Source organism: Burkholderia sp. WSM2232 (assembly GCF_000472545.1).
Lineage (GTDB): Bacteria > Pseudomonadota > Gammaproteobacteria > Burkholderiales > Burkholderiaceae > Paraburkholderia.
This window is the reverse complement of the sequence record NZ_AWZV01000005.1, coordinates 20597-44700: the sequence shown is the minus strand read 5'-3', so window position 1 is coordinate 44700 and position 24104 is coordinate 20597. Positions and strand designations below refer to the sequence as shown.

18 protein-coding genes are annotated in these 24104 nt (G+C 62.7%); 5 read left to right on the top strand and 13 right to left on the bottom strand.

Translation table 11 applies throughout. The annotated features are described in order from the left end of the window. The 5 genes from F757_RS0104320 to F757_RS0104300 form a co-directional block, all read right to left on the bottom strand. Positions 1 to 1914, bottom strand: coding sequence for a (Fe-S)-binding protein (locus F757_RS0104320; RefSeq protein WP_027210331.1), 1914 nt, complete (start codon positions 1912 to 1914; stop codon positions 1 to 3). Positions 1915 to 1916: 2 nt separating this feature from the next. After that, the gene (locus F757_RS0104315; protein WP_027210330.1) at positions 1917 to 3980 is read right to left on the bottom strand and encodes an NADH:flavin oxidoreductase; all 2064 of its coding nucleotides are present in this window, start codon (positions 3978 to 3980) and stop codon (positions 1917 to 1919) included. A gap of 71 nt (positions 3981 to 4051) precedes the next feature. After that, positions 4052 to 4588, bottom strand: coding sequence for a DUF5943 domain-containing protein (locus F757_RS0104310; RefSeq protein WP_027210329.1), 537 nt, complete (start codon positions 4586 to 4588; stop codon positions 4052 to 4054). A gap of 53 nt (positions 4589 to 4641) precedes the next feature. Further along, positions 4642 to 5613, bottom strand: a complete 972-nt coding sequence (locus tag F757_RS0104305) for a dipeptidase (RefSeq protein WP_013343311.1) — start codon at positions 5611 to 5613, stop codon at positions 4642 to 4644. An 18-nt stretch (positions 5614 to 5631) separates the two neighbouring features. Next, the gene (locus F757_RS0104300; RefSeq protein WP_027210328.1) at positions 5632 to 6906 is read right to left on the bottom strand and encodes a serine hydroxymethyltransferase; all 1275 of its coding nucleotides are present in this window, start codon (positions 6904 to 6906) and stop codon (positions 5632 to 5634) included. 536 nt (positions 6907 to 7442) lie between these two features. Here F757_RS0104300 and F757_RS0104295 point away from each other — a divergent pair. Continuing rightward, positions 7443 to 8438 carry a GlxA family transcriptional regulator gene (locus F757_RS0104295; RefSeq protein ID WP_027210327.1) on the top strand — a complete coding sequence of 332 codons (996 nt, stop codon included), beginning with the start codon at positions 7443 to 7445 and terminating at the stop codon, positions 8436 to 8438. 112 nt (positions 8439 to 8550) lie between these two features. Here F757_RS0104295 and fdhA read toward each other — a convergent pair whose 3' ends face one another. Then, the gene (gene fdhA / locus F757_RS0104290) at positions 8551 to 9750 is read right to left on the bottom strand and encodes a formaldehyde dehydrogenase, glutathione-independent (RefSeq protein WP_027210326.1); all 1200 of its coding nucleotides are present in this window, start codon (positions 9748 to 9750) and stop codon (positions 8551 to 8553) included. Between the two features lie 254 nt (positions 9751 to 10004). On the opposite strand from fdhA, the gene betI reads away from it, so the two are divergent. The 4 genes from betI (at position 10005) to ampC (ending at position 15168) form a co-directional block, all read left to right on the top strand. Then, entirely contained in the window at positions 10005 to 10592 is a 588-nt protein-coding gene (gene betI, locus F757_RS0104285) for a transcriptional regulator BetI (protein ID WP_013343307.1), read from the top strand. 63 nt (positions 10593 to 10655) lie between these two features. Next, complete coding sequence (gene betB / locus F757_RS0104280) at positions 10656 to 12125, top strand: betaine-aldehyde dehydrogenase (protein WP_027210325.1); 1470 nt, start codon at positions 10656 to 10658, stop codon at positions 12123 to 12125. A gap of 10 nt (positions 12126 to 12135) precedes the next feature. Next, the gene (gene betA / locus F757_RS0104275) at positions 12136 to 13821 is read left to right on the top strand and encodes a choline dehydrogenase (RefSeq protein ID WP_027210324.1); all 1686 of its coding nucleotides are present in this window, start codon (positions 12136 to 12138) and stop codon (positions 13819 to 13821) included. A gap of 174 nt (positions 13822 to 13995) precedes the next feature. Then, entirely contained in the window at positions 13996 to 15168 is a 1173-nt protein-coding gene (gene ampC, locus F757_RS0104270; RefSeq protein ID WP_027210323.1) for a class C beta-lactamase, read from the top strand. Between the two features lie 64 nt (positions 15169 to 15232). Here ampC and F757_RS0104265 read toward each other — a convergent pair whose 3' ends face one another. From F757_RS0104265 to F757_RS0104235, 7 genes are all read right to left on the bottom strand, one after another. Next, on the bottom strand, positions 15233 to 16651 hold the full coding sequence (locus F757_RS0104265; protein WP_027210322.1) for an MFS transporter: 1419 nt from the start codon (positions 16649 to 16651) through the stop codon (positions 15233 to 15235). 164 nt (positions 16652 to 16815) lie between these two features. Next, a complete protein-coding gene (locus F757_RS0104260; RefSeq protein ID WP_027210321.1) occupies positions 16816 to 17079 on the bottom strand; it encodes a hypothetical protein in 264 nt (87 codons plus the stop codon). Positions 17080 to 17134: 55 nt separating this feature from the next. Further along, the gene (locus F757_RS0104255; protein ID WP_027210320.1) at positions 17135 to 17791 is read right to left on the bottom strand and encodes a sarcosine oxidase subunit gamma; all 657 of its coding nucleotides are present in this window, start codon (positions 17789 to 17791) and stop codon (positions 17135 to 17137) included. Continuing rightward, complete coding sequence (locus F757_RS0104250) at positions 17781 to 20783, bottom strand: sarcosine oxidase subunit alpha family protein (RefSeq protein ID WP_027210319.1); 3003 nt, start codon at positions 20781 to 20783, stop codon at positions 17781 to 17783. Before F757_RS0104250 ends, F757_RS0104255 begins: the two co-directional genes overlap by 11 nt. Further along, positions 20780 to 21094: a sarcosine oxidase subunit delta gene (locus F757_RS0104245; RefSeq protein ID WP_027210318.1), complete on the bottom strand. Its 315-nt coding sequence runs from the start codon at positions 21092 to 21094 to the stop codon at positions 20780 to 20782. The genes F757_RS0104250 and F757_RS0104245 overlap by 4 nt, the downstream gene beginning before the upstream one ends. 28 nt (positions 21095 to 21122) lie before the next feature. After that, positions 21123 to 22367 (bottom strand): sarcosine oxidase subunit beta family protein, encoded by a 1245-nt coding sequence (locus F757_RS0104240; RefSeq protein WP_025602158.1) that lies wholly within the window; start codon positions 22365 to 22367, stop codon positions 21123 to 21125. Between the two features lie 66 nt (positions 22368 to 22433). After that, positions 22434 to 23828, bottom strand: coding sequence for an L-serine ammonia-lyase (locus F757_RS0104235; RefSeq protein WP_027210317.1), 1395 nt, complete (start codon positions 23826 to 23828; stop codon positions 22434 to 22436). Positions 23829 to 24104 lie beyond the last annotated feature (276 nt).

Below are 24104 nucleotides of genomic sequence, written 5' to 3'. Positions count from 1 at the left end.
TTACTCCAGCGCCGCTGCAACCAGTTCGGCGACGTCCAGCACTTCGGGACGCGGTCCCACCACGCCTTCGAGCATCGCCGTACAATTCGGGCAACCTACGGCGACGATTTCCGCGCCAATGCCGCGAGCGTCGTCAATACGGATGTCGGGAATGCGCCGCTTGCCGGGAATGTCGGTCAACGGCGCGCCGCCGCCACCGCCGCAGCAACGCCCGCGCATGCCGTTACGTTCCATTTCGACCACCTTGATGCCGATGCTCTTCAACACGCGGCGCGGCGCCTCGGTCTCCCCGTTGTAACGGCCGAGGTAGCATGGATCGTGATAAGTGATCTTGCGATCCGCGTATGCGGCAGTCGCGCGCGGCGACAGCTTGCCACTGGCAACGAGTTCGTCGATCAACGCGGTGTGATGCTGGACCTCGTAAAAGCCGCCCAATGCGCGGTATTCGTTGCGCAGGCTGTGCAGCACATGCGGGTCGGCAGTCACGATCTTGCCGAACGAATACTGCGAAAGCGTGCCGATCAGCTTGCCGGCGAGTTGCTGGAAGGTGGCTTCGTCGCCAAGACGCCGGGCCGTGTCGCCGGTATCGGTTTCCACGCCGCCCAGCACCGCATAGTCGACACCCGCACGATTAAGTACCTTGACGAGGGCGCGCAGCGTGCGTTGATAACGCATGTCGAATGCGCCTTCTCCGGCGATCAGCAGCACGTCCACGCGACGCCCCGGCTGAGCGACCTGCACCTGCAAATCGACGGCCCAGTCGTAACGCGCGCCGATGTCATAACCGTTCGAACTGCCTGTTTCGCGCAGATTCGCCAGCGTGATCGGGCCCTTGCCGGGCACCGTGCCTTCCACGAGCGTCTGATTGCGGCGCATATCGACAATTGCATCGACATGCTCGATCAGCATCGGACACTCCTGCACGCAAGCGCGGCAGGTGGTGCACGACCACAGCGTCTCCGCTTCGATCAGGCTGGAAATCAAGGGCTTTTGCGGCGCGCCCGCATGCTTGCCTACGGGAATGCCCGGCGTGGGGCTGCCCGCGTACTGGGCGTCCGTGCCGCCCACCATGCCCGTCACCAGATCCTGAATCAGCTTCTTCGGGTTGAGCGGCTGGCCGGCCGCGAACGCGGGACATGCCGCTTCGCATTTGCCGCATTGCACGCAGGCATCGAAACTGAGCAACTGGTTCCAGCGGAATTCCACCGGCTTGCCGACGCCATATTCTTTCGCGTCGAGAAGCGGCGCCTTTAACGCGGTAGGCGGCACCACGTCCTTGTCGTTTCGCTCGGCAAAACGCTCCTGACGCGGATGAAACGCGAGGTGCAACAGACCCGCGAGCGCATGTTTCATCGGACCGCCGCGCGCCGCGCCGAAAGTCATCGTGAACGCGCCCACTGCAATCAGCAGCGCGACGATGATGGCGAGCGCACCCGACATCGCGGCAGCGGGCAGCGCCACGAACAGCACGAGGCCAAGCGCAAACGAGCCGAGCAGCAAAGGCAGGTGATCCCACGGCCCCCGCGAGAGCCGCGCGGGCACAGCCTTCGCGCCATGCCGGCGGCGCCAGACGAACACGGCGCCCACCAGCATCACGAGCGCGGCAAGAAAGATGAGCTTGTCGAGCCACGGCGAGTAGATCGCGAGACCGTAGTTGACGAACACGAGCGCGATCGCGAGGATCGCGCCGCCCGCCGTCGCGACGTGGGTTTTCGCAATGTACGGATCGCGCGCAACCACATGATGCAGGTCGACGAAATAGCGCTTCGGAATGGACAGCAGATTGGCCCAGCCGTACGCACCCGCCGCGGTTGCGCGACCCTCGCGCCAGTAGGCGGCGCGCTTTGCGAGCGCAAACGCCAGACCCGCCATCGACAACCACAACAGCACGGTGATGACAGATACGGGGCTCATCGTCAGAAGTCCTTGCAAAGGCGCAGCGCGTCGTAGATCGCGCCGTGAATGTTGTGCATGGAAATGCAGTCGCCCACACGGAACAGCAGGAAGCGTCCATTGCCGAGCTGCTCCGAGAGCGAAGGCTGCGGCTCGGACGCAAAGAGCTTGTGCACGTCCACCTGGCCGCGATTCACCGACTCGGGCTTGAGCTTCCAGTAGAGCGCGTCGTTCGGCGTGCTGCCGTTTTCGATCACCACCTGATCCACGGCGCGCTCTTCCTGCTCCTCGGTGTACTCGTTGCGAATCACGGCGATCTTCTTGCCGTCTTCTTCGTACACCTTGTCGAGCCAGTAATTCGGCGTGTGTATGACGCCTTGCGCATAGAGGCGCCGGTAGAAGATCGGGAACGTTGTGCCGCCCACATCGTCGGCGACCTTCACGTCGGGCGTGACGATCTCCACGTTCGAGCCGCGGCTCGACATGAAGTCCGCGACGCCCGCACCCGCGTGCGTGCTGACGCCGTCATAAACGAGCACGTTCTTGCCGGGTTCAACCTTGCCGGATAGCACGTCCCACGAGCTGACCGCGAGACCTTCTTCGACGCCCCACGCCGCGACCTGCGAGGTGAACGACGAGCCGCCCGTTGCCAGCACGATGATGTCCGGCTTCTCGTTCATGATGGTCTTTTCGTCGGCAGCGACACCGAGGCGCCGGTCTACGCCGAGGCGCTTCGTCTCCATGTCGAACCAGCGGACAATGCCTGCCATCTGCTCGCGCTGCGGCGCCTTTGCCGCGAGCATGATCTGACCGCCCACGTAATCGTTCTTCTCGAACAGCACGACGTCATGACCACGCGACCTGGCGACGCGAGCCGCCTCGAGTCCCGCCGGGCCCGCGCCGACCACGACCACTTTGCGCTTCGGCCCGCTCGTGCGCGCGATCACATGCGGCATGGTCGCTTCGCGCGAGGTCGCCGCGTTCTGCACGCACAGCACGTCCAAGCCGTTGTACTGGCGGTCGATGCAATAGTTCGCGCCGACGCATTGCTTGATTTCGTCTTCGCGGCCGTCGCGGATCTTGATCACCATGTGCGGGTCCGCAATCTGCGCACGCGTCATGCCGACGAGATCAACCATGCCGCTTGCGAGCAGCCGCTCGGCCTGGCCCGCGTCGCGAATGCTCTGAGCATGCATGACCGGAATCTTCACGACCGACTTGATGCCCGCTGCCAGATGCACGAACGGCTCGGGCGGCAACGCCATCGGCGGCATGCAGTTGGCGAGCGTATTGTGCGTGTCCGCACCTGAACCGATCACGCCGAGATAATCGATCAGGCCGCTTTCGCTCATTGCCTGGGCGATTTCTTTGAGTTGCTCGTGATCGAGCCCGTCTTCATGGAACTCATCGCCGCACATGCGCAAGCCAACGCAAAAATCAGGGCCTACTGCTTCGCGCACGGCTTTCAGTACTTCCACGCCGAAGCGCAGACGGTTTTCAAGCGAGCCGCCCCACTCGTCGGTGCGGAAGTTGGTACGCGGGCTCCAGAACTGATCGATCAGATGCTGGTGCGCCGCGGAGATTTCGACGCCGTCCATGCCGGCGTCTTTCACGCGTTTTGCGGCCGCGGCAAAGTCGGTGATGATGCGGCGGATCTCTTCCACCTCGATGATCTTCGCATTGCCGCGGTGCACCGGTTCGCGCACGCCCGACGGCGACATCAGATGCGGCCAGTGCTCGCCATGAAACGCCGAGCGGCGGCCCATGTGCGTGGCCTGAATCATGATCTTCGCGCCATGCGTATGCATCGATTCGGCGAGGCGCGCGAGCGGGTCGATAATCTTGTCGGTCGACAGATTCACCGACTTCCACCAGCCTTGCGGACTGTCGATCGACACCGGGCTCGATCCGCCGCACACCGCGAGGCCCACGCCACCCTTGGCCTTTTCTTCGTAGTAGCGGATATAACGGTCGCCAGGCAAGCCGCCCGGCTCCGCATACACCTCAGCATGCGCGGTGCTGACGATGCGGTTGCGCAAGGTCAGCTTGTTCAGCGTGAGAGGCTTGAAAAGGTTCGGGTAACGCATTGCGATCGACCTCGGAATGATATGACTGGTAGTGCTATGCCGTGAGCAGTGAAGGCCTGGTACTCAGTGCGTCACGCGGCGAGCGGCGACACTTCGAACACGCAATGATCGTGGCCTTCCGCTGCGCAACTCGCTTCGCGAGATTCCGAGCGCGGGCCCTTGCGCGACGAATCGGGCGCCGTGTCGTTGACCCAATCCATGGCGCCCGCGAACCAGCCGGCGAACATGTAGCACAGCTTGCCCACCTTGCCAGGCTGTGCGAGCACGAACGACGAATGGTGCAGTTCGATACGCGCGTGCGAAGTGGACGGGTCCGCTTCCGCGATCGTAAAGATGCCCCAGCCGCGCTGCGACAACCGCTTCAGGTAGTGTTCGAACACCGCCATGCCGGCAATGCCGTGCTGCTTCGCTTCCTTGTCGCACCAGAAGTACGCCGACTTGTAGCCGGCCTTGTACAGAATCTCTGCATACGTCTCGGCGCCGAGCGCTTCTTCAACGGCCGTATGGTTGTTGGTGAAGAAATGACGCGGCACGTATAGCATCGGCAACGCGTCGGTGGTCCAGACGCCGGTGTTCGGATCGACGTCGATAGGCAGTTGGGGTTGCATGTGGGGACTCCGCTTTTTATAGGGTGATTTGTTTGGCTAAACGAGGTGCGGGCTCAGACCTTCCACACTTCGCCGAAAACCCGCACCCAGTTCTCGCCCATGATCTTCTTGATGCGTGTCTCGCTCCAGCCCGCGCGCTCCATGGCGGCGGTCAGATTCGGAAACTCGCCTATGGTGCGAATCCCTTCCGGGTTCACGACCTTGCCGAAGTTCGTCAACTGGCGATAGCGGCCCTTGTCGTGCGTGATCCAGTCGAAGAATTCGGTGCTGTAGCCTTGCGTGAAGTCGGTGCCGATGCCGACCTGGTCTTCGCCGATCAGATCGACCACGTATTCGATTGCCTCGAGGTAGTCGTCGACAGTCGCGTCCGCGCCGCGCTTGAGAAACGGCGCAAACATCGTGACGCCGACAAAACCGCCCGCGTCTGCAATCTCTTTCAACTGCTCGTCGCTCTTGTTGCGCGGATGCTCTTTGAGGCCCGACGGGCAGCAGTGCGAATAGCACACCGGCTTTTTCGAAGCCGCAATTGCTTCCGACGAAGTCTTGCCGCCCACATGCGAGAGATCGACCATGATGCCAACGCGGTTCATCTCCTGAATCACTTCCCGGCCATAGCCCGACAGGCCGCCGTCGCGCTCATAGCAACCGGTGCCGACCAGGTTCTGCGTGTTGTAGCAAAGCTGCACCACGTTCACGCCGAGATCCTTGAATGCCTCGATATAGCCAAGGTTGTCTTCGAACGCGTGTGCATTCTGGAAGCCGAAAATAATGCCCGTCTTGTTCTCTTTCTTCGCGCGGAAAATGTCGTCGGTCGTACGCACGAGCGTGAGAATCTCGCCATATTCGCGGATCTGCTGCTTCATCTCGGCAATGTTGTCGACCGTCTTCTGGAAGCTCTCCCACACCGACACGGTGCAGTTCACCGCCGTCACGCCGCCCTTGCGCATGTCCTCGAACACCGAGCGCTCGAACTTCGAAATGTTCAGACCGTCGATGATGATGCTGTTTTCGTGCAGATTGCTCATCGTTTGCTCCAGGCGTTCTCAGTAGATGGGGAAGCGCTCGCACAGCGCAAAGATCTCGCGGCGCACGCGTTGTTCAGTGGCTGCATGGCCTTCGGGGTGCTCGCGCAGCGCGTCCAGCACTTCCACGATCAGGCGGCCCACGTCGCGGAACTCGTTCACGCCGAAGCCGCGCGTCGTGCCGGCCGGCGTGCCCAGGCGCACGCCCGAGGTGACGGTCGGCTTTTCCGTATCGAACGGAATGCCGTTCTTGTTGCACGTAATGCCCGCCCGCTCCAGCGCCTGCTCGACCTGATTGCCCTTCAGACCCTTGGGACGCAAATCGACCAGCAGCAGATGGTTGTCCGTGCCGCCCGTGACCAGATCCACGCCGCCGTTTTTCAGCACTTCGCCGAGCGCCTGCGCGTTGGCGAGCACACTGTCGATGTAGGTCTTGAAGTCCGGTTGCAGCGCTTCGCCGAATGCGACCGCCTTGCCGGCGATCACATGCATCAGCGGGCCGCCTTGCAAGCCTGGGAACACCGCCGAGTTGATCTTCTTCGCAATCTCTTCGTCATTCGTCAGCACAAAGCCGCCGCGCGGGCCGCGCAAGGTCTTGTGCGTGGTCGACGTGACCACGTGAGCATGTTCGACCGGATTCGCATGACGTCCCGCCGCAATCACGCCCGCGATGTGGGCCATGTCCACCATCAGCTTCGCGCCGACGCCGTCGGCAATCGCGCGCAACCGCTTGAAATCCAGCGCGCGCGGATAAGCGGAAAAGCCGGCAATCAGCAACGCGGGCTTGTGCTGCTGCGCGAGTTCTTCGATCTGCTCGTAGTCGATCAGCAGCGTGTCGCGATTCACGCCATACTGCACCGCGTTGAACCACTTGCCGGAAAGCGCCGGCTTCGCGCCGTGCGTGAGGTGACCGCCCGCGTCGAGCGACATGCCAAGCACCGTGTCGCCCGGCTTCACCAGCGCGAGCATGACCGCGCCGTTGGCCTGCGCACCCGAATGCGGCTGTACGTTCGCGAACTTTGCGTTAAAGAGCTGCTTGATGCGATCCAGCGCGAGCGTCTCGATCTCGTCGACATATTCGCAACCGCCGTAGTAACGCTTGCCCGGATAACCTTCGGCATACTTGTTGGTCAGAACCGAGCCTTGCGCTTCGAGCACCGCGCGCGACACGATGTTTTCCGACGCGATCAGTTCGACTTGCGACTGCTGGCGTTCGAGTTCTTTCAGAATTGCGCCGCGCACCGCTGCATCGCGCGCGGAGAGCGAATCTTCAAAGAAAGGATTCGGGTTCGACATGGAAGGTCCGTAGAGTCGTTGACGTTAGGCGCGGCAAGCATTGACAGGCCGTCGTTTCTGCCCTGCCGCCGCCGGATTGCGTACGTCTATTCTTGACGCTTGCTTGGCGCGTCAATTTATGAATTCAGACGCGTTCTTTACCTTTTCCGCCATAGGCGACCATTTTCGACAAGTCGCGCGGGAAACCGCCTTTGCGCAATAGGCGCAGGCGGTTTAGTCACTGGTGAAAAGCGCTGGTTAACCATTAATGCATGCGCCGAACGTACGACCGCGAAGGTGCATCGCACGATCGTTCGCGGAAAAGGCAATGCTGCACCGCGGCTGAACGCAATGCGCACTCGCGGTGCGACGCGTGATAGCCGCAGCGCTGTTGTGGTGCCGGTTGTGCCGCTATTCGCGGCGCCGCCGACGCGCAAGCAACGACAACCAAGGGTTTAGCCTGATGGCATGGTAGTTGCGCTAGTACTCAAAATTACATAGGTCGCTGCTCCCCCCAGCGACGCGACACTATAGATTCGAAGGAATCACTCCTCACCATGTCCACCGATCGCACGGCGTCACTGTCGCATTTCGCCTTCATGCCCGTCCCGAACTTCACGATGATCGCGTTCACCAATGCGATCGAAGTGCTGCGCATGGCGAACTACCTGACGGGACAGACGCTTTATCGCTGGTCGATCGTCAGTCCCGAGGGCGGACCGGTGACCGCGAGCAATGGGCTGTCCGTCGACACCGGTCCGGTCGAATGCGTCGGCCAGCCCGACATCGTGTTCGTGATCGGCGGCATTGACGTGCAACGCGCAACCACGCCTGCTCATCTGTCGGCATTGCGCCGTTTTGCACGCATGGGTTGCGTGCTCGGCAGTCTGTGTACCGGCACTTATGCGCTCGCGCGTGCCGGCCTGCTCGCCGGCTATGCATGTGCAATTCACTGGGAGAACATGTCGGCGCTGAAGGAAGAGTTTCCCGACACGCGCTTTCTGAAAGAACTGTTCGTGGTGGACCGCGATCGCGTGACCTGCACGGGCGGCGTCGCGCCGCTCGACATGATGCTCAACCTGATCGCGCCGCGCGTGGGCACCGCACGCGTTACGCAGATCGCCGAGCAGTTCATCGTCGAGCATGTGCGCGACACGAGCGCGCAACAAAAAATGCCGCTTGTTGCACGACTCGGTTCGGCCAACAAGTCGCTGTTCGAAGTGATCTCGCTGATGGAGAACAACATCGAAGAACCGCTGTCGCGCGAGGAACTGGCACGCCTCGCCGGCATGTCGCAACGTCAGTTGCAGCGACTTTTCCGCGAGCATCTCGGCATGACGCCGACGCACTACTATCTGACACTGCGTTTGCGGCGCGCACGCGAGCTGCTGCTGCAAACCGATATGTCGATCATGAACATCACGATGGCCTGCGGCTTCCAGTCGGCCTGCCACTTTTCGAAGAGCTATCGCGATGCATTCGGCACCGCGCCCACGCGGGAGCGTCGCAAGCAGGCGCCTTCGCTTTCTTCCGCGCCGGTGCTGGCGGCCTGAAAAGCGCCCCGTGCTGCGCCTTTTTCGACTCTATCGTCCCTATCAGCAAAAAACGCGTTGAACAGGCTTACGTTCAACGCGTTTTCTATTGCGCACTTCTACTCTGACGCGTTCACGCCGCCTTCAGCAGCCCGTGCGGATCGATGACGAATTTGCGCGGCGCGCCGCCGTCGAACTGGCGATAGCCGTCCGGCGCCTGATCGAGCGACACCACCGTCACGTTCACGATGTCCGCAATCGGCAGACGGTCCCACAAGATCGCCTGCATCAGATTGTGGTTGTACTTCATTACCGGCGTCTGGCCCGTGTGGAACGAATGCGACTTCGCCCAACCGAGACCGAAGCGGATGCTCAGGCTGCCCTTGCGCGCGGCGGCGTCCACGGCACCCGGATCGTCGGTCACGTAGAGGCCCGGAATGCCGATCGCGCCTGCGGCCCGGGTGATTTCCATCAGCGAGTTGAGCACCGTGGCTGGCGCCTCTTCATGCGAGCCGCTGCTGCCGTGGCCGTGCGCCTCGAAGCCCACGCAATCCACCGCGCAATCCACTTCCGGCTTGCCGAGAATCTGCTCGATCTGTTCGCCGAGCGTCGCGTCTTTCGACAAGTCCACCGTTTCGAAACCCATCTTGCGAGCGTGCGCGAGGCGCGCCTCGTTCATGTCCCCAACAATCGTGCACGCCGCGCCTAACAGGCGCGCCGACGCGGCCGCCGCCATGCCGACCGGCCCTGCACCCGCGATATACACCGTCGCGCCGGGCTTCACACCTGCCATTACCGCGCCGTGATAACCGGTGGGCAGAATGTCGGACAGGCACGTCAGGTCGCGAATCTTCGCCATGGCCTGCGCGGGGTCGGGAAACTTCAGCAGATTGAAATCGGCGTACGGCACCATCACGTACTCGGCCTGGCCGCCGATCCAGCCGCCCATGTCCACGTATCCATACGCGCCGCCCGCGCGCGAAGGATTCACGTTCAGGCACACGCCCGTATGCTGCGACTTGCAGGTCGGACACCGGCCGCAAGCCACATTGAACGGCACCGAGACCAGGTCGCCGATGGCGAGCGTTTCCACGTCGCGGCCCACTTCGATCACTTCGCCGGTAATTTCGTGGCCGAGCACGAGGCCGACCTCGGCGGTGGTGCGACCGCGCACCATGTGCTGGTCCGAGCCGCAAATATTCGTGCTGACTACCTTCAGAATCACACCGTGACCGATTGCACGGCCACGAGGGTCGACCATCTTCGGATAGTCGATGGATTGCACTTCAACCTTGCCCTGCCCCAGATAGACGACGCCGCGATTGCTGCTCATTGATTGTCTCCATGTCCTGTAAGCGGTGCGCGGCCTGTGCGCCGCACGCCGTTCAACGAGCGTAGCGCCCGCGGCGCATCGCCACCTACACCGAACGCGACACGGGTTTGGCTGCAACCGACATGGCGGCCGCGGCCGCTTTTTATTGATTGACCGTTCAATATAAAAAAACTACCATGCGTCGAGCGAATGGGCCCGGCGGCGCATGCGAACTGCCTGCCGGCCGCGAGTCACTCAATCTGCACATCAACACCATGCCCAAGCTTGGAATGCGCGAAATCCGCCGCGCTCAGCTGATCGACGCGACGCTGCTCACCATCGACCAGACCGGCCTCGCCGGGGCCACGCTGGCCTCGGTTGCGCAGCGCGCGAGCATTTCCACCGGCATCGTCAGCCACTACTTCGGCGACAAGGACGGTCTGCTCGAAGCCACCATGCGTCACGTGCTGCGAGATTTGTGGCAGGCCACCGCGCGGCGGCGGCGCGCGGCGAAGGCCGACCCGCGCTCGAAGCTGCGCGCGGTGGTGGCGGCCAACTTCGACGCCGAACAGACCAGTGCGCCCGTCATGAAGACGTGGCTCGCGTTCTGGTCCGAGAGCATGCACAAGCCGCACTTGCGGCGCTTGCAGTACGTGAATACGCGCCGTCTGAACTCCAATCTGTGCGCGGACTTTTCGAAAGCGCTGCCGCGCGCCGCAGCGCGGCGCGCGGCCAGCGGTCTTGCCGCCTTGATCGACGGATTGTGGCTGCGTGGCGCATTGTCGGGCGAACCGTTCGACACGAAAGCGGCGCTGCGCGTGGCAAACGAATACATCGACCTGGTTCTGGCGGCACGCGAGTAGCCTCATACAGGCCTGCGCGGCGGCACGCAAAAACCCGGCGAGATCTTTACCAAGGAGCAAGTCATGGCGGTATTCGAAACGCAACGTCTCTATATCGGCGGCGCCTATGTCGAGGCGACCAGCGGTGAAACCTTCGACACCGTCGACCCCGCCACCGGCGAAACGCTGGCTGTCGTGCAACAGGCAAGCGCCGCGGACGTCGACCGCGCGGTGCACTCTTCGCGTGAAGGTCAGCGCGCGTGGGCCGCGCTCACGGCCATGCAACGCTCGCGAATCCTGCGCCGCGCAGTCGAGATTCTGCGCGAGCGCAACGACGAACTTGCCGCGCTTGAAACGCGCGATACCGGCAAGCCGATTGCGGAAACGCAGGCGGTGGACATCGTCACCGGCGCGGACGTAATCGAGTATTACGCGGGACTGGCGACTGCCATAGAAGGTCAGCAGATTCCGCTGCGACCGTCGTCGTTCGTGTACACGCGGCGCGAACCGCTCGGGGTGTGCGCGGGCATTGGCGCATGGAACTATCCGATTCAGATAGCGTGCTGGAAGTCGGCGCCGGCGCTTGCCGCGGGCAATGCAATGATCTTCAAGCCGAGCGAAGTGACGCCGCTCACGGCGCTGAAACTCGCGGAAATCTACAGCGAAGCGGGGGTGCCGCCGGGCGTCTTCAACGTCGTGCAAGGCGACGGCCGGGTCGGCGCACTGCTCGCCGGGCATCCGGAGATCGACAAGATCTCGTTCACCGGGGGCGTGGAAACCGGCAAGAAAGTCATGTCGATGGCGGGCGCGTCGTCGCTCAAGGAAGTGACAATGGAACTGGGCGGCAAGTCCCCGCTGCTGGTTTTCGACGACGCCAATCTCGAACGTGCCGCCGACATCGCCATGAGCGCGAACTTCTTCAGCTCGGGCCAGGTCTGCACGAACGGCACGCGCGTGTTCGTGCAGCGCAATGTGCTGGAGCGCTTCGAGGCTCTGGTACTCGAACGCGTGAAGCGCATTCGCGTGGGTGCGCCGACAGAGGCGACGACCAACTTCGGTCCGCTCGTGAGCGCCGCGCAACTGCAGAAGGTGCTCGGCTACATTCAAAGCGGCATACAGGAAGGCGCACGCCTGATCGCCGGCGGCAAGCGTCTGCATGAAGGTCATTTCGGCCGCGGCCAGTATGTCGAGCCTACCGTGTTCACGTCCTGCCGCGACGACATGCGCATCGTGCGCGAGGAAATCTTCGGCCCGGTCATGAGCATCCTCGCATTCGACGATGAAGACGAAGTCATCGCGCGCGCAAATCGCACTGCCTATGGTCTCGCTGCAGGTGTCGTCACCGAGAATCTCTCGCGCGCGCATCGCGTGATTCATCGGCTGGAAGCAGGCATTTGCTGGATCAACACGTGGGGCGAGTCACCCGCGGAGATGCCGGTAGGCGGCTATAAGCAATCAGGCGTGGGCCGCGAAAACGGCATCACCACGCTCGAGCACTACACGCGCATCAAGTCCGTGCAGGTCGAGCTCGGTGCCTATCAACCGGTGTTCTGAGGGCGCTGCCATGAGTTCGAACGAATACGATTACATCGTTGTCGGCGCGGGTTCCGCCGGCAATGTGCTGGCGTCGCGTCTCACCGAAGACGCCGACGTGAGCGTGCTGCTGCTCGAAGCAGGCGGCCCCGATTACCGCTTCGATTTCCGCACGCAGATGCCGGCCGCCCTCGCCTATCCGCTGCAAGGGCGCCGCTACAACTGGGCCTACGAAACGGACCCCGAGCCGCATATGAACGACCGTCGCATGGAATGCGGCCGCGGCAAGGGACTGGGCGGCTCCTCGCTGATCAACGGGATGTGCTATATCCGCGGCAATGCGCTCGATTACGACGGCTGGGCCGAGCATCGCGGCCTCGAAAACTGGACTTATCTGGACTGCCTGCCGTATTTCCGCAAGGCCGAAACGCGCGACATAGGCCCCAATGCTTACCACGGCGGCGACGGTCCGGTGCACGTGACCACCAGCAAGCCCGGCAATAATCCGCTGTTTGCCGCCATGGTGGAAGCAGGCGTGCAGGCGGGCTTTGCGCGCACCGACGATCTGAACGGCTATCAACAGGAAGGCTTTGGCCCGATGGATCGCACGGTCACTTCGAACGGCCGGCGTGCGAGCACCGCGCGCGGTTATCTGGACCGTGCGAAGACGCGGCCGAATCTGACCATCGTCACACACGCGCTGACCGACCGCGTGCTGTTCTCCGGCAAACGCGCGGTGGGCGTCGCGTATCTGCATGGCGGCGCTTGCGTCAATGCGCACGCGCGCCGCGAAGTACTGGTGTGCAGCGGCGCGATCGCGTCGCCGCAATTGCTGCAACGTTCCGGCGTAGGCCGCTCCACATGGCTGCGGGAACTGGACATTCCGCTCGTGCACGATCTGCCCGGCGTCGGCGAAAACCTGCAGGATCATCTGGAGATGTATATCCAGTACGAATGCAAGGAGCCTGTGTCCCTCTACCCCGCGTTGCAGTGGTGGAACCAACCGGCCATCGGACTCGAATGGATGCTGAACGGCACCGGCATCGGCGCGAGCAATCAGTTCGAAGCGGGCGGTTTCATCCGTACACGCGACGACGATTTGTGGCCCAACATCCAGTATCACTTTCTGCCCGTGGCCATCAACTACAACGGCTCCAATGCGATCAAAATGCATGGTTTCCAGGCGCACGTCGGCTCGATGCGCTCGCCGAGCCGTGGCCGCGTGAAGCTGACCTCGCGCGACCCGGCGGCCCATCCCAGCATTCTTTTCAACTATATGGCCGATCCGCTCGACTGGCGCGAGTTCCGCGACGGCATTCGCATCACGCGGGAGATCATGCGGCAGCCGGCGCTGGACCGTTATCGTGGACGCGAACTCAATCCAGGCGCAGAACTCACTACCGACGCACAACTCGACGCATTTGTACGGGAGCGCGCCGAGACGGCATTTCATCCTTCATGCTCGTGCAAGATGGGCTACGACGACATGGCCGTGGTGGACAACGAAGGACGCGTGCATGGCATGCAGGGACTGCGTGTGGTCGACGCATCCATCATGCCGCGCATCACCACCGGCAACCTCAACGCGCCAACCATCATGCTGGCCGAAAAAATCGCAGACCGGATTCGCGGACGCGAGCCACTGGCGCGGGTAGACACGCCCTACTTCGTCGCTAACGGCGCACCGTCCAGAAAGCGCGAGCGCGCCACGGTCTGATCTGCGCAGCGGGGCTCGAGCGTATTTCTGTGGCGGAAAGTAGCGCGGCGTTCTTTCCACCCATCATTTTTTCTTGGCCTTCCCGCAAGTTTTCCTCGATTGTCAGTGCGGCTGGAAGCGCGGATAGTGCTGCGTCAGCCCACCGGTCAACAACAATTCAAGGAAAACGCAGCAATGAAGCCAGGAGTCATTAGCGTGATGGCGTGCGCCGTCTTTGCGCTCAGCACGACTAGCACGACAAGCCTCGCAGCAAACGATGCACCAGGCGCGATCAAAGCTGTGGTCGACTCGACGGTCACGCCGCTCATGCAGAAACACCATGTGCCCGGCATGGCGATCGGCGTGATCGCCAACGGCAAGACGTACGTTTTCGACTATGGCGTGGCGTCGACCGAAACGGGCAAGCCGGTCACGCAGCGCACGCTGTTCGAAGTCGGCTCGGTGAGCAAGACGTTTACCGCGACGCTTGCCGCGTATGCGCAACTGAACGGCAAGATGAATCTCTCCGATGACACGCAGCGGTACTTGCCGTCACTGCGCGGTACTGCATTCGGCAAGGTGAGTCTGTTGAACCTGGGCACGCACACGCCTGGCGGTCTGCCGCTTCAGGTGCCGGACGGCATACATGACAACGCTCAGTTGCTGCAGTACTTCAGCGCCTGGAAACCGGCCTACGCGCCGGGCACTTACCGCACTTATGCCAACCCCGGCATTGGTACATTGGGGCTGATTACCGCGAAAAGCATGGGCGGCAGTTATGCGTCGCTGCTTGAACAGCGCATCTTTCCCGCGCTCGGTATGACGGACAGTTACATCCACGTGCCGGCGGCGAGAATGTCCGACTATGCCCAAGGCTATACGAATGCCGGTGCGCCGATCCGCATGAAAGGCGGCGTTCTCGCGGACGAAGCCTATGGCGTGCGAACCACCGCTGCCGACATGGTCCGCTTCGTTCAGGCGAACATGAACCTGATACGGGTTGACGACACCCTTCAGCGCGCGATTACCGCCACGCACACGGGCTATTTCAAGGCCGGTCCACTGACTCAGGACCTGATATGGGAGCAATATCCGTATCCGGTCACGTTGGACACCTTGCACGAAGGCAATGCGCCCTCTATGGCCGTGACGCCGACGCCGGCCACGGCAATCGAGCCGCCGCTCGCGCCGCAGCAGGACGTGTGGATCAACAAGACCGGTTCCACGAATGGCTTTGGCGCTTACGTTGCATTTGTGCCAGCAAAGCGCGTGGGCGTCGTGCTGCTCGCCAACAGAAACTTCCCCATCGAGGACCGCGTGAGCGCAGCGTATCGGATCATGTCGGCACTGACCGCGAGTCAACAGTAAAACTTGGGGGCGAAATTCTCTACGCGTTAAAGGGTGCAGCCGGGCACGGCCGCACCCACGCCCCTCATTCGCGCGCCGGACTGAGCACGCCCTGCGCATCGGTCTCCACGGCTTCGGTGACGAGCGTCTCGAGTGCCAACCCGCGGGTTTCGATGCCGAGTATCCACACCGCTGCCGCCGCAATCACGAAGCACATTGCGCCGAGCGAAAATACGCCGCCCTGTCCGAACATCGGCAACACCACGCCCACCACATACGGTCCGATCAGCGAGCCCACGCGTCCGATCGCCGACGCGAAACCCGAACCCGTTGCGCGAGCCCCGGTGCCGTATAGTTCCGGCGTGTACGTGTAAAGCACCGCCCACATCGCAAACAGGAAGAACTGCATTGCGAGCCCCGCGCAGATCAGCAGCGTAGGCGTTTGCGCGTGCAGCGCGGTTTGCCCATACACGTAGGCCATCACCGCGCTGCCCGTCAGCGACGCAATGCAGGTCGGCTTGCGTCCCCACCGTTCCACCAGCCACGCGGCGCAGATAAAACCCGGTATGCCGCCGAGCGAAATCAGCACGGTGTACAGCACCGATTTCGTCACCGCAAAGCCCGCCTGTTGCATCAACGCACCGAGCCACGAGGTGAGACCGTAGAAGCCGAGCAGCGCAAAGAACCACAAAGTCCACACCATGATCGTGCGACGCCGGTAGGCCGCGCTCCATATCTCGCGAAACGCGCCAGTTCCTTTTGCCGCCACCGGCTCGGCGAGCATGACAGGCGCGCTCAGGTGCGTGAGACGCGCGGCCTTCATCACCTTCGCCTCGACCTGCGCGAGAACCTTGTCGGCCTCGCCGTGACGTCCGCGATGTTCGAGCCAGCGCGGCGACTCAGGCACGATGCGCCGCACGACCAGCACGAACACGGCAGGAATTGCGAGCAATGCAAATTCCGTGCGCCAGCCGAAGGACGGCAACACGAAGTACGACACCACGCCAGCCGTAATGAAGCCGAGAGGCCAGAAACCGTCCATTAGCGCGATCAGACGCCCGCGCGACGATGCTGGTACGAATTCGGACAGCAGCGTCTGCGCAATCGGAAACTCCATGCCCATGCCGAAGCCAAGCAGCACGCGATAAAAGATCAGCGCCTCCACGCTCTGCGCGGTCGAGCACAGGTACGATGCCACGCCCCACAGCACCATGCTCCACTGAAACACCGGGCGGCGCCCGAAGCGATCCGCAAGCAGGCCCGCCACTGCGGCGCCGCCCACCATGCCGAAGAAGCTCGCGCTCGCCACGAGTCCAGCGGTTGCAGTGGAAAGTCCGAATTCCGTTTTGATAGAGCCCAGCACGAAAGTCATCGTGCCGAGATCGACGGAGTCGAAAAAGAACGCAATGGCAATGATGATGAAGATGGTGCGGTGATAGCCGGAGAACGGCAGACGTTCGAGTCGCGCCGCTGCACTGGCGCGCGGCTGAGAAGCGGTAGGCATGGCATCCCCTGAATGATGCGGCGACAGCCGCGAGTGGTGTTCCGATCAGCGCTTTCAGTAGACGCCGACATAAAACAGCCACATAGAAGAATTGCGCCATACGGATGGAACGCAGGCGCCGTTCAGGCTCATGCGAACGACAAGTCTCGCGAACGCCACCGAGGCTAGCGGTGCAGGCGTGCCCGCGCCGCGCTCGCAATGCGCGCAAGCGCCTCCGCGCTCAGCCGCGCGGCAATCTTCTGCACATATTGATGGTGCCGCTCCTGCAGCGGCGCGCCGAGTTGCTGCGCGAGCAGATAGCGGATCAACGCAATCCGCCGGTGCCGCAGCAGCATGCTCTGATCGAGCAGCGCGAGCGCGGCATCGGCATCGCGTTGGTGACACGCGCGCTCGGTGAGGCGCGCGGTGACGACACGGGTCGACGTCATGTGAGTCCCGCAGCGCGAAAGCCGCGAGCGGTGTGAGAGAACACCGCTCGCCGCGTCACGACATCAGCGGCTCGGCTGCATCGAGCATGATCTTCACGAAGTAGTCGGCAAAGCTGCGGCGCACCACGATGTCGAAGCTGTCCGCGCCGGTGGGCACGAGTGTCATCGACGCCTTGAAATAATGGCTTTGCGCGCACTGCCCTTCACCGAACAGCTTGGGATGAAGATCGAGTGGACAGCCGCGCGACAGCACTTCACGCGTGCGCGTGCCGCTGATTTCGAGCACGGTATAGCCGCTGCCGATATCCACCGCCGACGCAAAGACCCCTGCAAATGCAGTGCCGAGCGCCGCTTGCAAGGGCGCCGTGCGCGACGCGTCATGCGCGGTTGCCGAGCGCACCAGCCATTCGTCGGGACCGAGCCACAGCATGTCGTAGCCATTGCCGCGCGCCACCGTGTTCGGCTTTTCCGGCGGCTTGCAGCCAAGAACCTGCTGCACGGCCGCTACGAACGCGGCGTCGCGCGTATCGCCACGCACGTTGACGAGTTCGAGAAACGGCCGCTCGGCGAGCCTGAATGCAGTGCCTGCCGTTGCCTGATGCTTTTTCAGCAGCGCATCTGCCCCGACGAGCGGCGACTCCTGCCACACGCCCGTTTGACTGCCCACGGCGCGATCTACGACCGAGGCCGCCACTTTGGTTTCATTCCACATGTTGACGCGCTCCTTCGCTGTCGTAGAACACCGAGCTGGTGATCTTCGCTGCAATCTGTTTGCCGCTGGAAAGCGGAATCGTGACCGATTCGCCGATCTTGTCGAGGCCGCCCTTCACGACTGCCATCGCGATAGAGCGCTTCAGAATCGGGCTGAAATAGCTCGACGTGACATGCCCGAGCATGGGCGCGGTATCGCCCTGGAAAGGACCCGCGACAATCTGCGAACCCTCCGGTATGACGAACGACGGATCGTCCGCCAGCAGCCCGACCAGCTGCTTGCGCCCCGCCTTTGCCGTGTCCGAACGCGTGAGCGAACGCTTGCCGAGAAAGTCCTTCGACTTCGCGACGAGGCCGCCCATGCCAAGGTCATGAGGCGTCATCGAACCGTCCGTATCCTGGCCGACGATGATGTAACCCTTCTCCGCACGCAACACGTGCATCGTTTCGGTGCCGTACGGCGTGATGTCGTACTCTGCGCCCGCAGCCATCAACGCTTCCCACACCGCGCGACCCACGTTTGCCGGCACGTTCACTTCATATGCGAGTTCGCCCGAGAAGCTGATGCGCATGACCCGCGAGGCTGCGCCGGCAACCGTGCCTTCGCGATAACTCATGAACGGGAATGCCGCGTTCGCGAAGTCGATGTCGTGACACACCTTCTGCAACACCTTGCGGCTGTTCGGCCCGACGACGGCGAACGTGGCCCAATGGTCCGTTACCGACGCGAGACGTACACGCATGTCCGGCCATTCGGTTTGCAGCCAGCGCTCAAGCCACGTCAGCACGCGCGCGGCGCCGCCGGTGGTCGTGGTCATCATGTAATGCTGTTCGCCGAGGCGCACGGTCACGCCGTCGTCGAAGATCATGCCGTTTTCGTCGAGCATCAGACCATAGCGGCACTTGCCGACTTCCAGCTTGCTCCACGGATTCGTATAGACCCAGTTCAGCAGTTTGGCGGCATCGGGGCCCTGAATGTCGATCTTGCCGAGTGTGGACGCATCCAGAATGCCAACGCTCGTGCGCACCGCGAGCGATTCACGCGCCACCGCCGCATGCAGGTCCTCGCCCTTCTTCGGGAAATACCAGGGGCGCTTCCAGTTGCCCACGTCCTCGAATTCCGCGCCGTTTTCGACGTGCCATTCGTGCACCGCCGTCTTGCGCACCGGATCGAGGAACTCGCCCAACTCGCGTCCCGCGAACGTGCCGAACGTGACCGGCGTGTAGTTCGGGCGGAACGTCGTCGTGCCGGTTTCGGGAATCGTCTTGCCGAGCGCCTGCGCGAGAATCGCCATGCCGTTGATGTTGCCGAGCTTGCCCTGATCGGTGCCGAAGCCCATCGCGGTATAGCGCTTCACGTGTTCGACCGACTCGAAGCCTTCGCGCGCGGCGAGGAAGATATCCGCCGCGGACACATCGTTCTGGAAGTCCACGAACTGCTTTGGCCCACGCGTGGCAAGCTCGCGTCCGCCGACGAGCCACAGCGGCAGCATCTTCGCTTCGCTGATTTCGGCCACCTGCACCGCGTTCGGCCGCTTGACGATGTAGCCCGCGGCGCGCGCGGCTTCCACGCCCGCATCGACTGCAAAACGAATGCCTTGGCCCAGCGTGAAATCGCCGTTGCAGGCGCCCACGCTCGTCTCCGGCTGCATCGCCTTGCCCGGCACGAAGCAGGCCTTCTGGTCATGCCAATGCGCCTTGCCGCCCGATTGCGCGAACAGGTGCAATACGGGGCTCCACCCGCCGGACATGGCGAGCAGATCGCAGGACAGTTCGGTTTGCTTCGCGCCCACCTGGCCGTTCGAGTACGACGCAACATCCACGGATGCCACGCGCAGCTTGCCGTGGGCCGCCGTGATCACCGCACCGCTGATCACCTTCACGCCGTAGCGGCGCGCGAGCGCGGGCAGCGTGCCTTTCGATTCGCCCGCGCGCGGATCGATCACCGTCACCTGCGCGCCGGCTGCCTTGAGATCGAGCGCGCACTGATAACCGTCGTCGTTGTTGGTGAAGACCACTGCGTCGCGGCCCGGCAGCACTGCATAACGATGCAGATAAGTCGACACGGCCGACGCCAGCATCACGCCAGGCAGATCGTTGTTGCCGAACACGATGGGACGCTCGTGCGCGCCGGTCGCGAGAATCACGCGTTTGGCGCGGATCTTCCACATCAGCTCGCGCGTGCCCTTGCGTTGCGACACAGGCAGGTGATCGGTCAGGCGCTGCGTGACCGTGACGAGATTGTGGTCCTGATAGCCGAAGGCCGTGCTGCGCGAAAGAATCTTCACGTCAGGCATTTGCCGCAGTTCGTCCTCGATCTTGTGCACCCATTGCAATGCCGGCTTGCCGTCTATCTCCGCGCGGCACGACAGCAGCGAGCCGCCGAGTTCCGGCTGATCGTCGACCAGCGTCACGCGCGCGCCCGACAACGCGGCTGCATGCGCGGCCGCGAGGCCCGTCGGGCCGCCGCCCACCACCAGCACGTCGCAATGCGCGAAGCACTTGTCGTAGCGATCCGCGTCGAGTTGCTCGGGCGCCTTGCCGAGACCCGCGGCGTCGCGGATCACCTCTTCATACTTGGGCCAGAATTTGCGCGGCCACATGAAGGTCTTGTAGTAGAAGCCCGCGGGAATGAAACGCGCAATCTTCTGATTGACCGCCATGCGGTCTTTCTCGATGTTCGGCTTGGCGTTCACGCTGCTCGCTACCAGCCCCTGGTACAGCTCCACTTCGGTCGCGCGCGCGTTCGGCACGGTGTACGCGCCGGTTTCCAGTTGCACTACCGCATTCGGTTCTTCCACACCCGCGGTGACAATGCCGCGCGGCCGGTGATACTTCCAGCTGCGCGCGACGAAATGCAGGCCGTTGGCGAGCAGTGCAGAGGCAAGCGTGTCGCCCTGGTAGCCCTGGTATTGACGGCCGTTGAATGTGAACGTGAGCGGCAATGCGCGGTTGATGCGCCCGCCATTCGGGAGTCGGTCTTTCTGGCTCATTGCTTCTTGCCCTCATGTGCGTTGCCGTCGTTGCTATCCATCTTCAGCAGCGGACGATCAAACGTCTCGTAACCCTGGATCTCGTAGCTCACCGTGTCGCGTTGCGCCTTGAACCAGCGGCGGCAACCTTGCGTGTGCATCCATTGCTCGCGATGCACGCCGCGCGGATTCTTGCGCATGAACAGGTAGTCGCCCCATTCCTTGTCCGTGAGCTTCTCGGTGTCGAGAGGACGCATGATGTCCGCCTCCCCGCCGCAGGAAAATTCGGTTTCGGCGCGCGGCCCGCACCAGGGGCATTCGATCAGCAGCATGATTAAGTCTCTCTGTGGCTCTAGTGCGTTAGTGGGCGACGGCGGCAGCGCCGTGTTCGTCGATGAGGTGGCCGGTGTAGAAGCGCTCCAGCGAAAACGGCGCATTCAGTTCATGCGGCTCGTCTTTCGCGATGGTGTACGCATAGGCCCAACCCGAGCCCGGCGTCGCCTTGAAACCGCCGGTGCCCCAGCCGCAATTGAAGTAGAGGCCCTTTACGTCGGTCTTGCTGATGATCGGGCATGCGTCCGGCGATACGTCCACAATGCCGCCCCACTGGCGGTTCATTCGCACGCGCGAGAACACCGGGAACATTTCGACAATCGCTTCGAGCGTGCCTTCGATAATCTGGAAACTGCCGCGCTGACCGAAGCCCGTGTACTGGTCGACGCCCGCGCCGATCACCAGATCGCCCTTGTCGGACTGGCTGATGTACGCATGCACCGCGTTGGACATGACCACGGTGTTGACCACCGGCTTGATCGGCTCCGACACGAGCGCCTGCAACGGATGGCTTTCGAGCGGCAGACGCACGCCGGCCATATCGGCAAGCGTGGAGGTGTTGCCCGCGGCCACGATCGCCACTTTCTTCGCCTTGATAAAGCCCTTGGTGGTGTCCACGCCCGTCACCTGGCTGCCGTTGCGGCGAATGCCCGTTACCTGGCAGTTCTGCACGATGTCGACGCCTGCCTGATCCGCGCCGCGCGCGAAGCCCCAGGCCACCGCGTCGTGCCGCGCGACGCCGCCGCGCCGCTGGATCGAGGCGCCCAACACCGGATAGCGGCTGTTCAGATTGATGGTCGGTTCCAGTTCCTTGATCTGCGCGGGCGTGAGGAATTCGGCGTCCACGCCGTTCAGCCGGTTCGCATTCACGCGGCGCTCGGTGTCGCGCACGTCCTGCAGCGTGTGCGCGAGATTCATCACGCCGCGCTGGCTGAACATCACGTTGTAGTTCAGGTCTTGCGATAGACCTTCCCACAGCTTCATCGCCTTTTCATAGAGCGCGGCCGACTCGTCCCACAGATAATTCGAGCGCACGATGGTCGTATTACGCGCCGTATTGCCGCCGCCAATCCAGCCTTTCTCGAGCACGGCGACATTGCGCACGCCATGTTCCTTCGCGAGGTAATAGGCAGTGGCAAGACCGTGCCCGCCGCCGCCGACGATCACCACGTCGTACTCGCGTTTGGGCTCGGGACTCTTCCACTGTCGCTCCCAGTTCTCGTGATACGACATCCCGTTGCGCAATAGGCTGAATATCGAATAGCGGCTCATCATTGATCCTTGTGGGTACTGTCGGTGCTTGCTGCCTGGTGCTTCATGAAATATGCAAAACCTGCTTCAACATTCGATGACGTTCACGGCCAAGCCGCCGCGGGACGTTTCCTTGTATTTCGTCTTCATATCCGCGCCTGTTTCGCGCATGGTCTTGATGACGTTATCCAGCGATACGTAGTGCTGTCCGTCGCCTTTCATGGCCATGCGCGCGGCGTTGATCGCCTTGATCGCGCCCATCGCATTGCGCTCGATGCATGGAATCTGCACGAGTCCGCCAACGGGGTCGCACGTCATGCCGAGGTTGTGCTCCATGCCGATTTCCGCGGCGTTTTCCACCTGCGTGGGCGTGCCGCCCATCACGGCGGCGAGCGCTGCTGCCGCCATCGAACAGGCCACTCCGACTTCGCCCTGGCACCCCACTTCGGCGCCGGAAATAGAAGCGGTTTCCTTGTAGATGATGCCGATGGCCGCGGCGGTCAGCAGAAAGTTGACGATGCCCTCGTCATTCGACGCGTGCATGAACTTCACGTAGTAGTGCAGCACTGCGGGAATCACGCCGGCCGCGCCATTGGTGGGCGCCGTGACGACACGCCCGCCCGCGGCGTTTTCTTCGTTGACGGCCATTGCGTAGAGATTCACCCAGTCGAGCATGGAAAGCGGATCGCGCAGCGACTCTTCCGAGCGCGAGCGCAACTGCCCACACAGATCGGCGGCGCGGCGCTTCACGTGCATCGGGCCGGGCAACTCGCCGCGCACCTTGCAACCGCGTTCGACGCACGCGGCCATGGTGCGCCAGATCGCCAGCAGCCCTTCGCGCACTTCGCTTTCCGGGCGCGCCGCGCATTCGTTCTTCAGCGTAATCTGCGCGATGGAAAGACCGGTCTCGCGGCATACGTGCATCAGGTCGTCGCCGGTGCGAAACGGGTATGGCACCTCGGTGCCTGTGCGCACCCCGTTCACGCGGTCGCCCTCGCGGTTCACCACGAAGCCACCGCCAATCGAGTAATACTCTTTTTCGACGAGCAGTTGCCCGTTTTCGTCGAAAGCCTGAAAGCGCATGCCGTTCGGATGCACGATGCCCGAACCGGGTGCGCCCGGCATCAGTTTGCGGAAAAAGCCGAGGTGCTCGCGCTCGTCGAACTTGACCGGCTGTTTGCCCAGCAGTGAGAGCTGCTTCGTCTCGCGAATCGCAGCGAGGCGCGGCTCGATCAGGTCCGGGTCGATCAGTTCGGGCAGGTTGCCTTCGAGCCCGAGCAGCACCGCCTTGTCGGTGCCGTGGCCTTTGCCCGTCGCGCCGAGCGAGCCGAACAGCTCGACCTTCACACGGCGCACGAACGCAAGCAGGTTTGCATCTTCGATGTGCGACGCGAAACGGCAAGCAGCGATCATCGGCCCGACCGTGTGCGAGCTTGAAGGACCGATACCGATCTTGAAGAGATCGAAAACGCTGACGTTCATGGCGTGCCTTATGCGTTGCAATACCTGGGTGGCGGGATTTACCTCTAACAGGCCCTATTGCACCGCACGTCAAATTGAACCGATAGAATAAAAACGGCATGACAGTGGGATAGTGGCGTCAACTGCCCGGCGCGCCAAGCGCTGCGGCGGATTTACGAAGCCTTCTGACGCATTTGCGACAGGCGCTGCGCAGGCGGTGAAGAATTGGAGCCGCGCTTGGGACTGCGCAGGCGCCTGCGGTTGCGGTTGCGGTCGCGGTTGCGGTTGCGGTTTGAG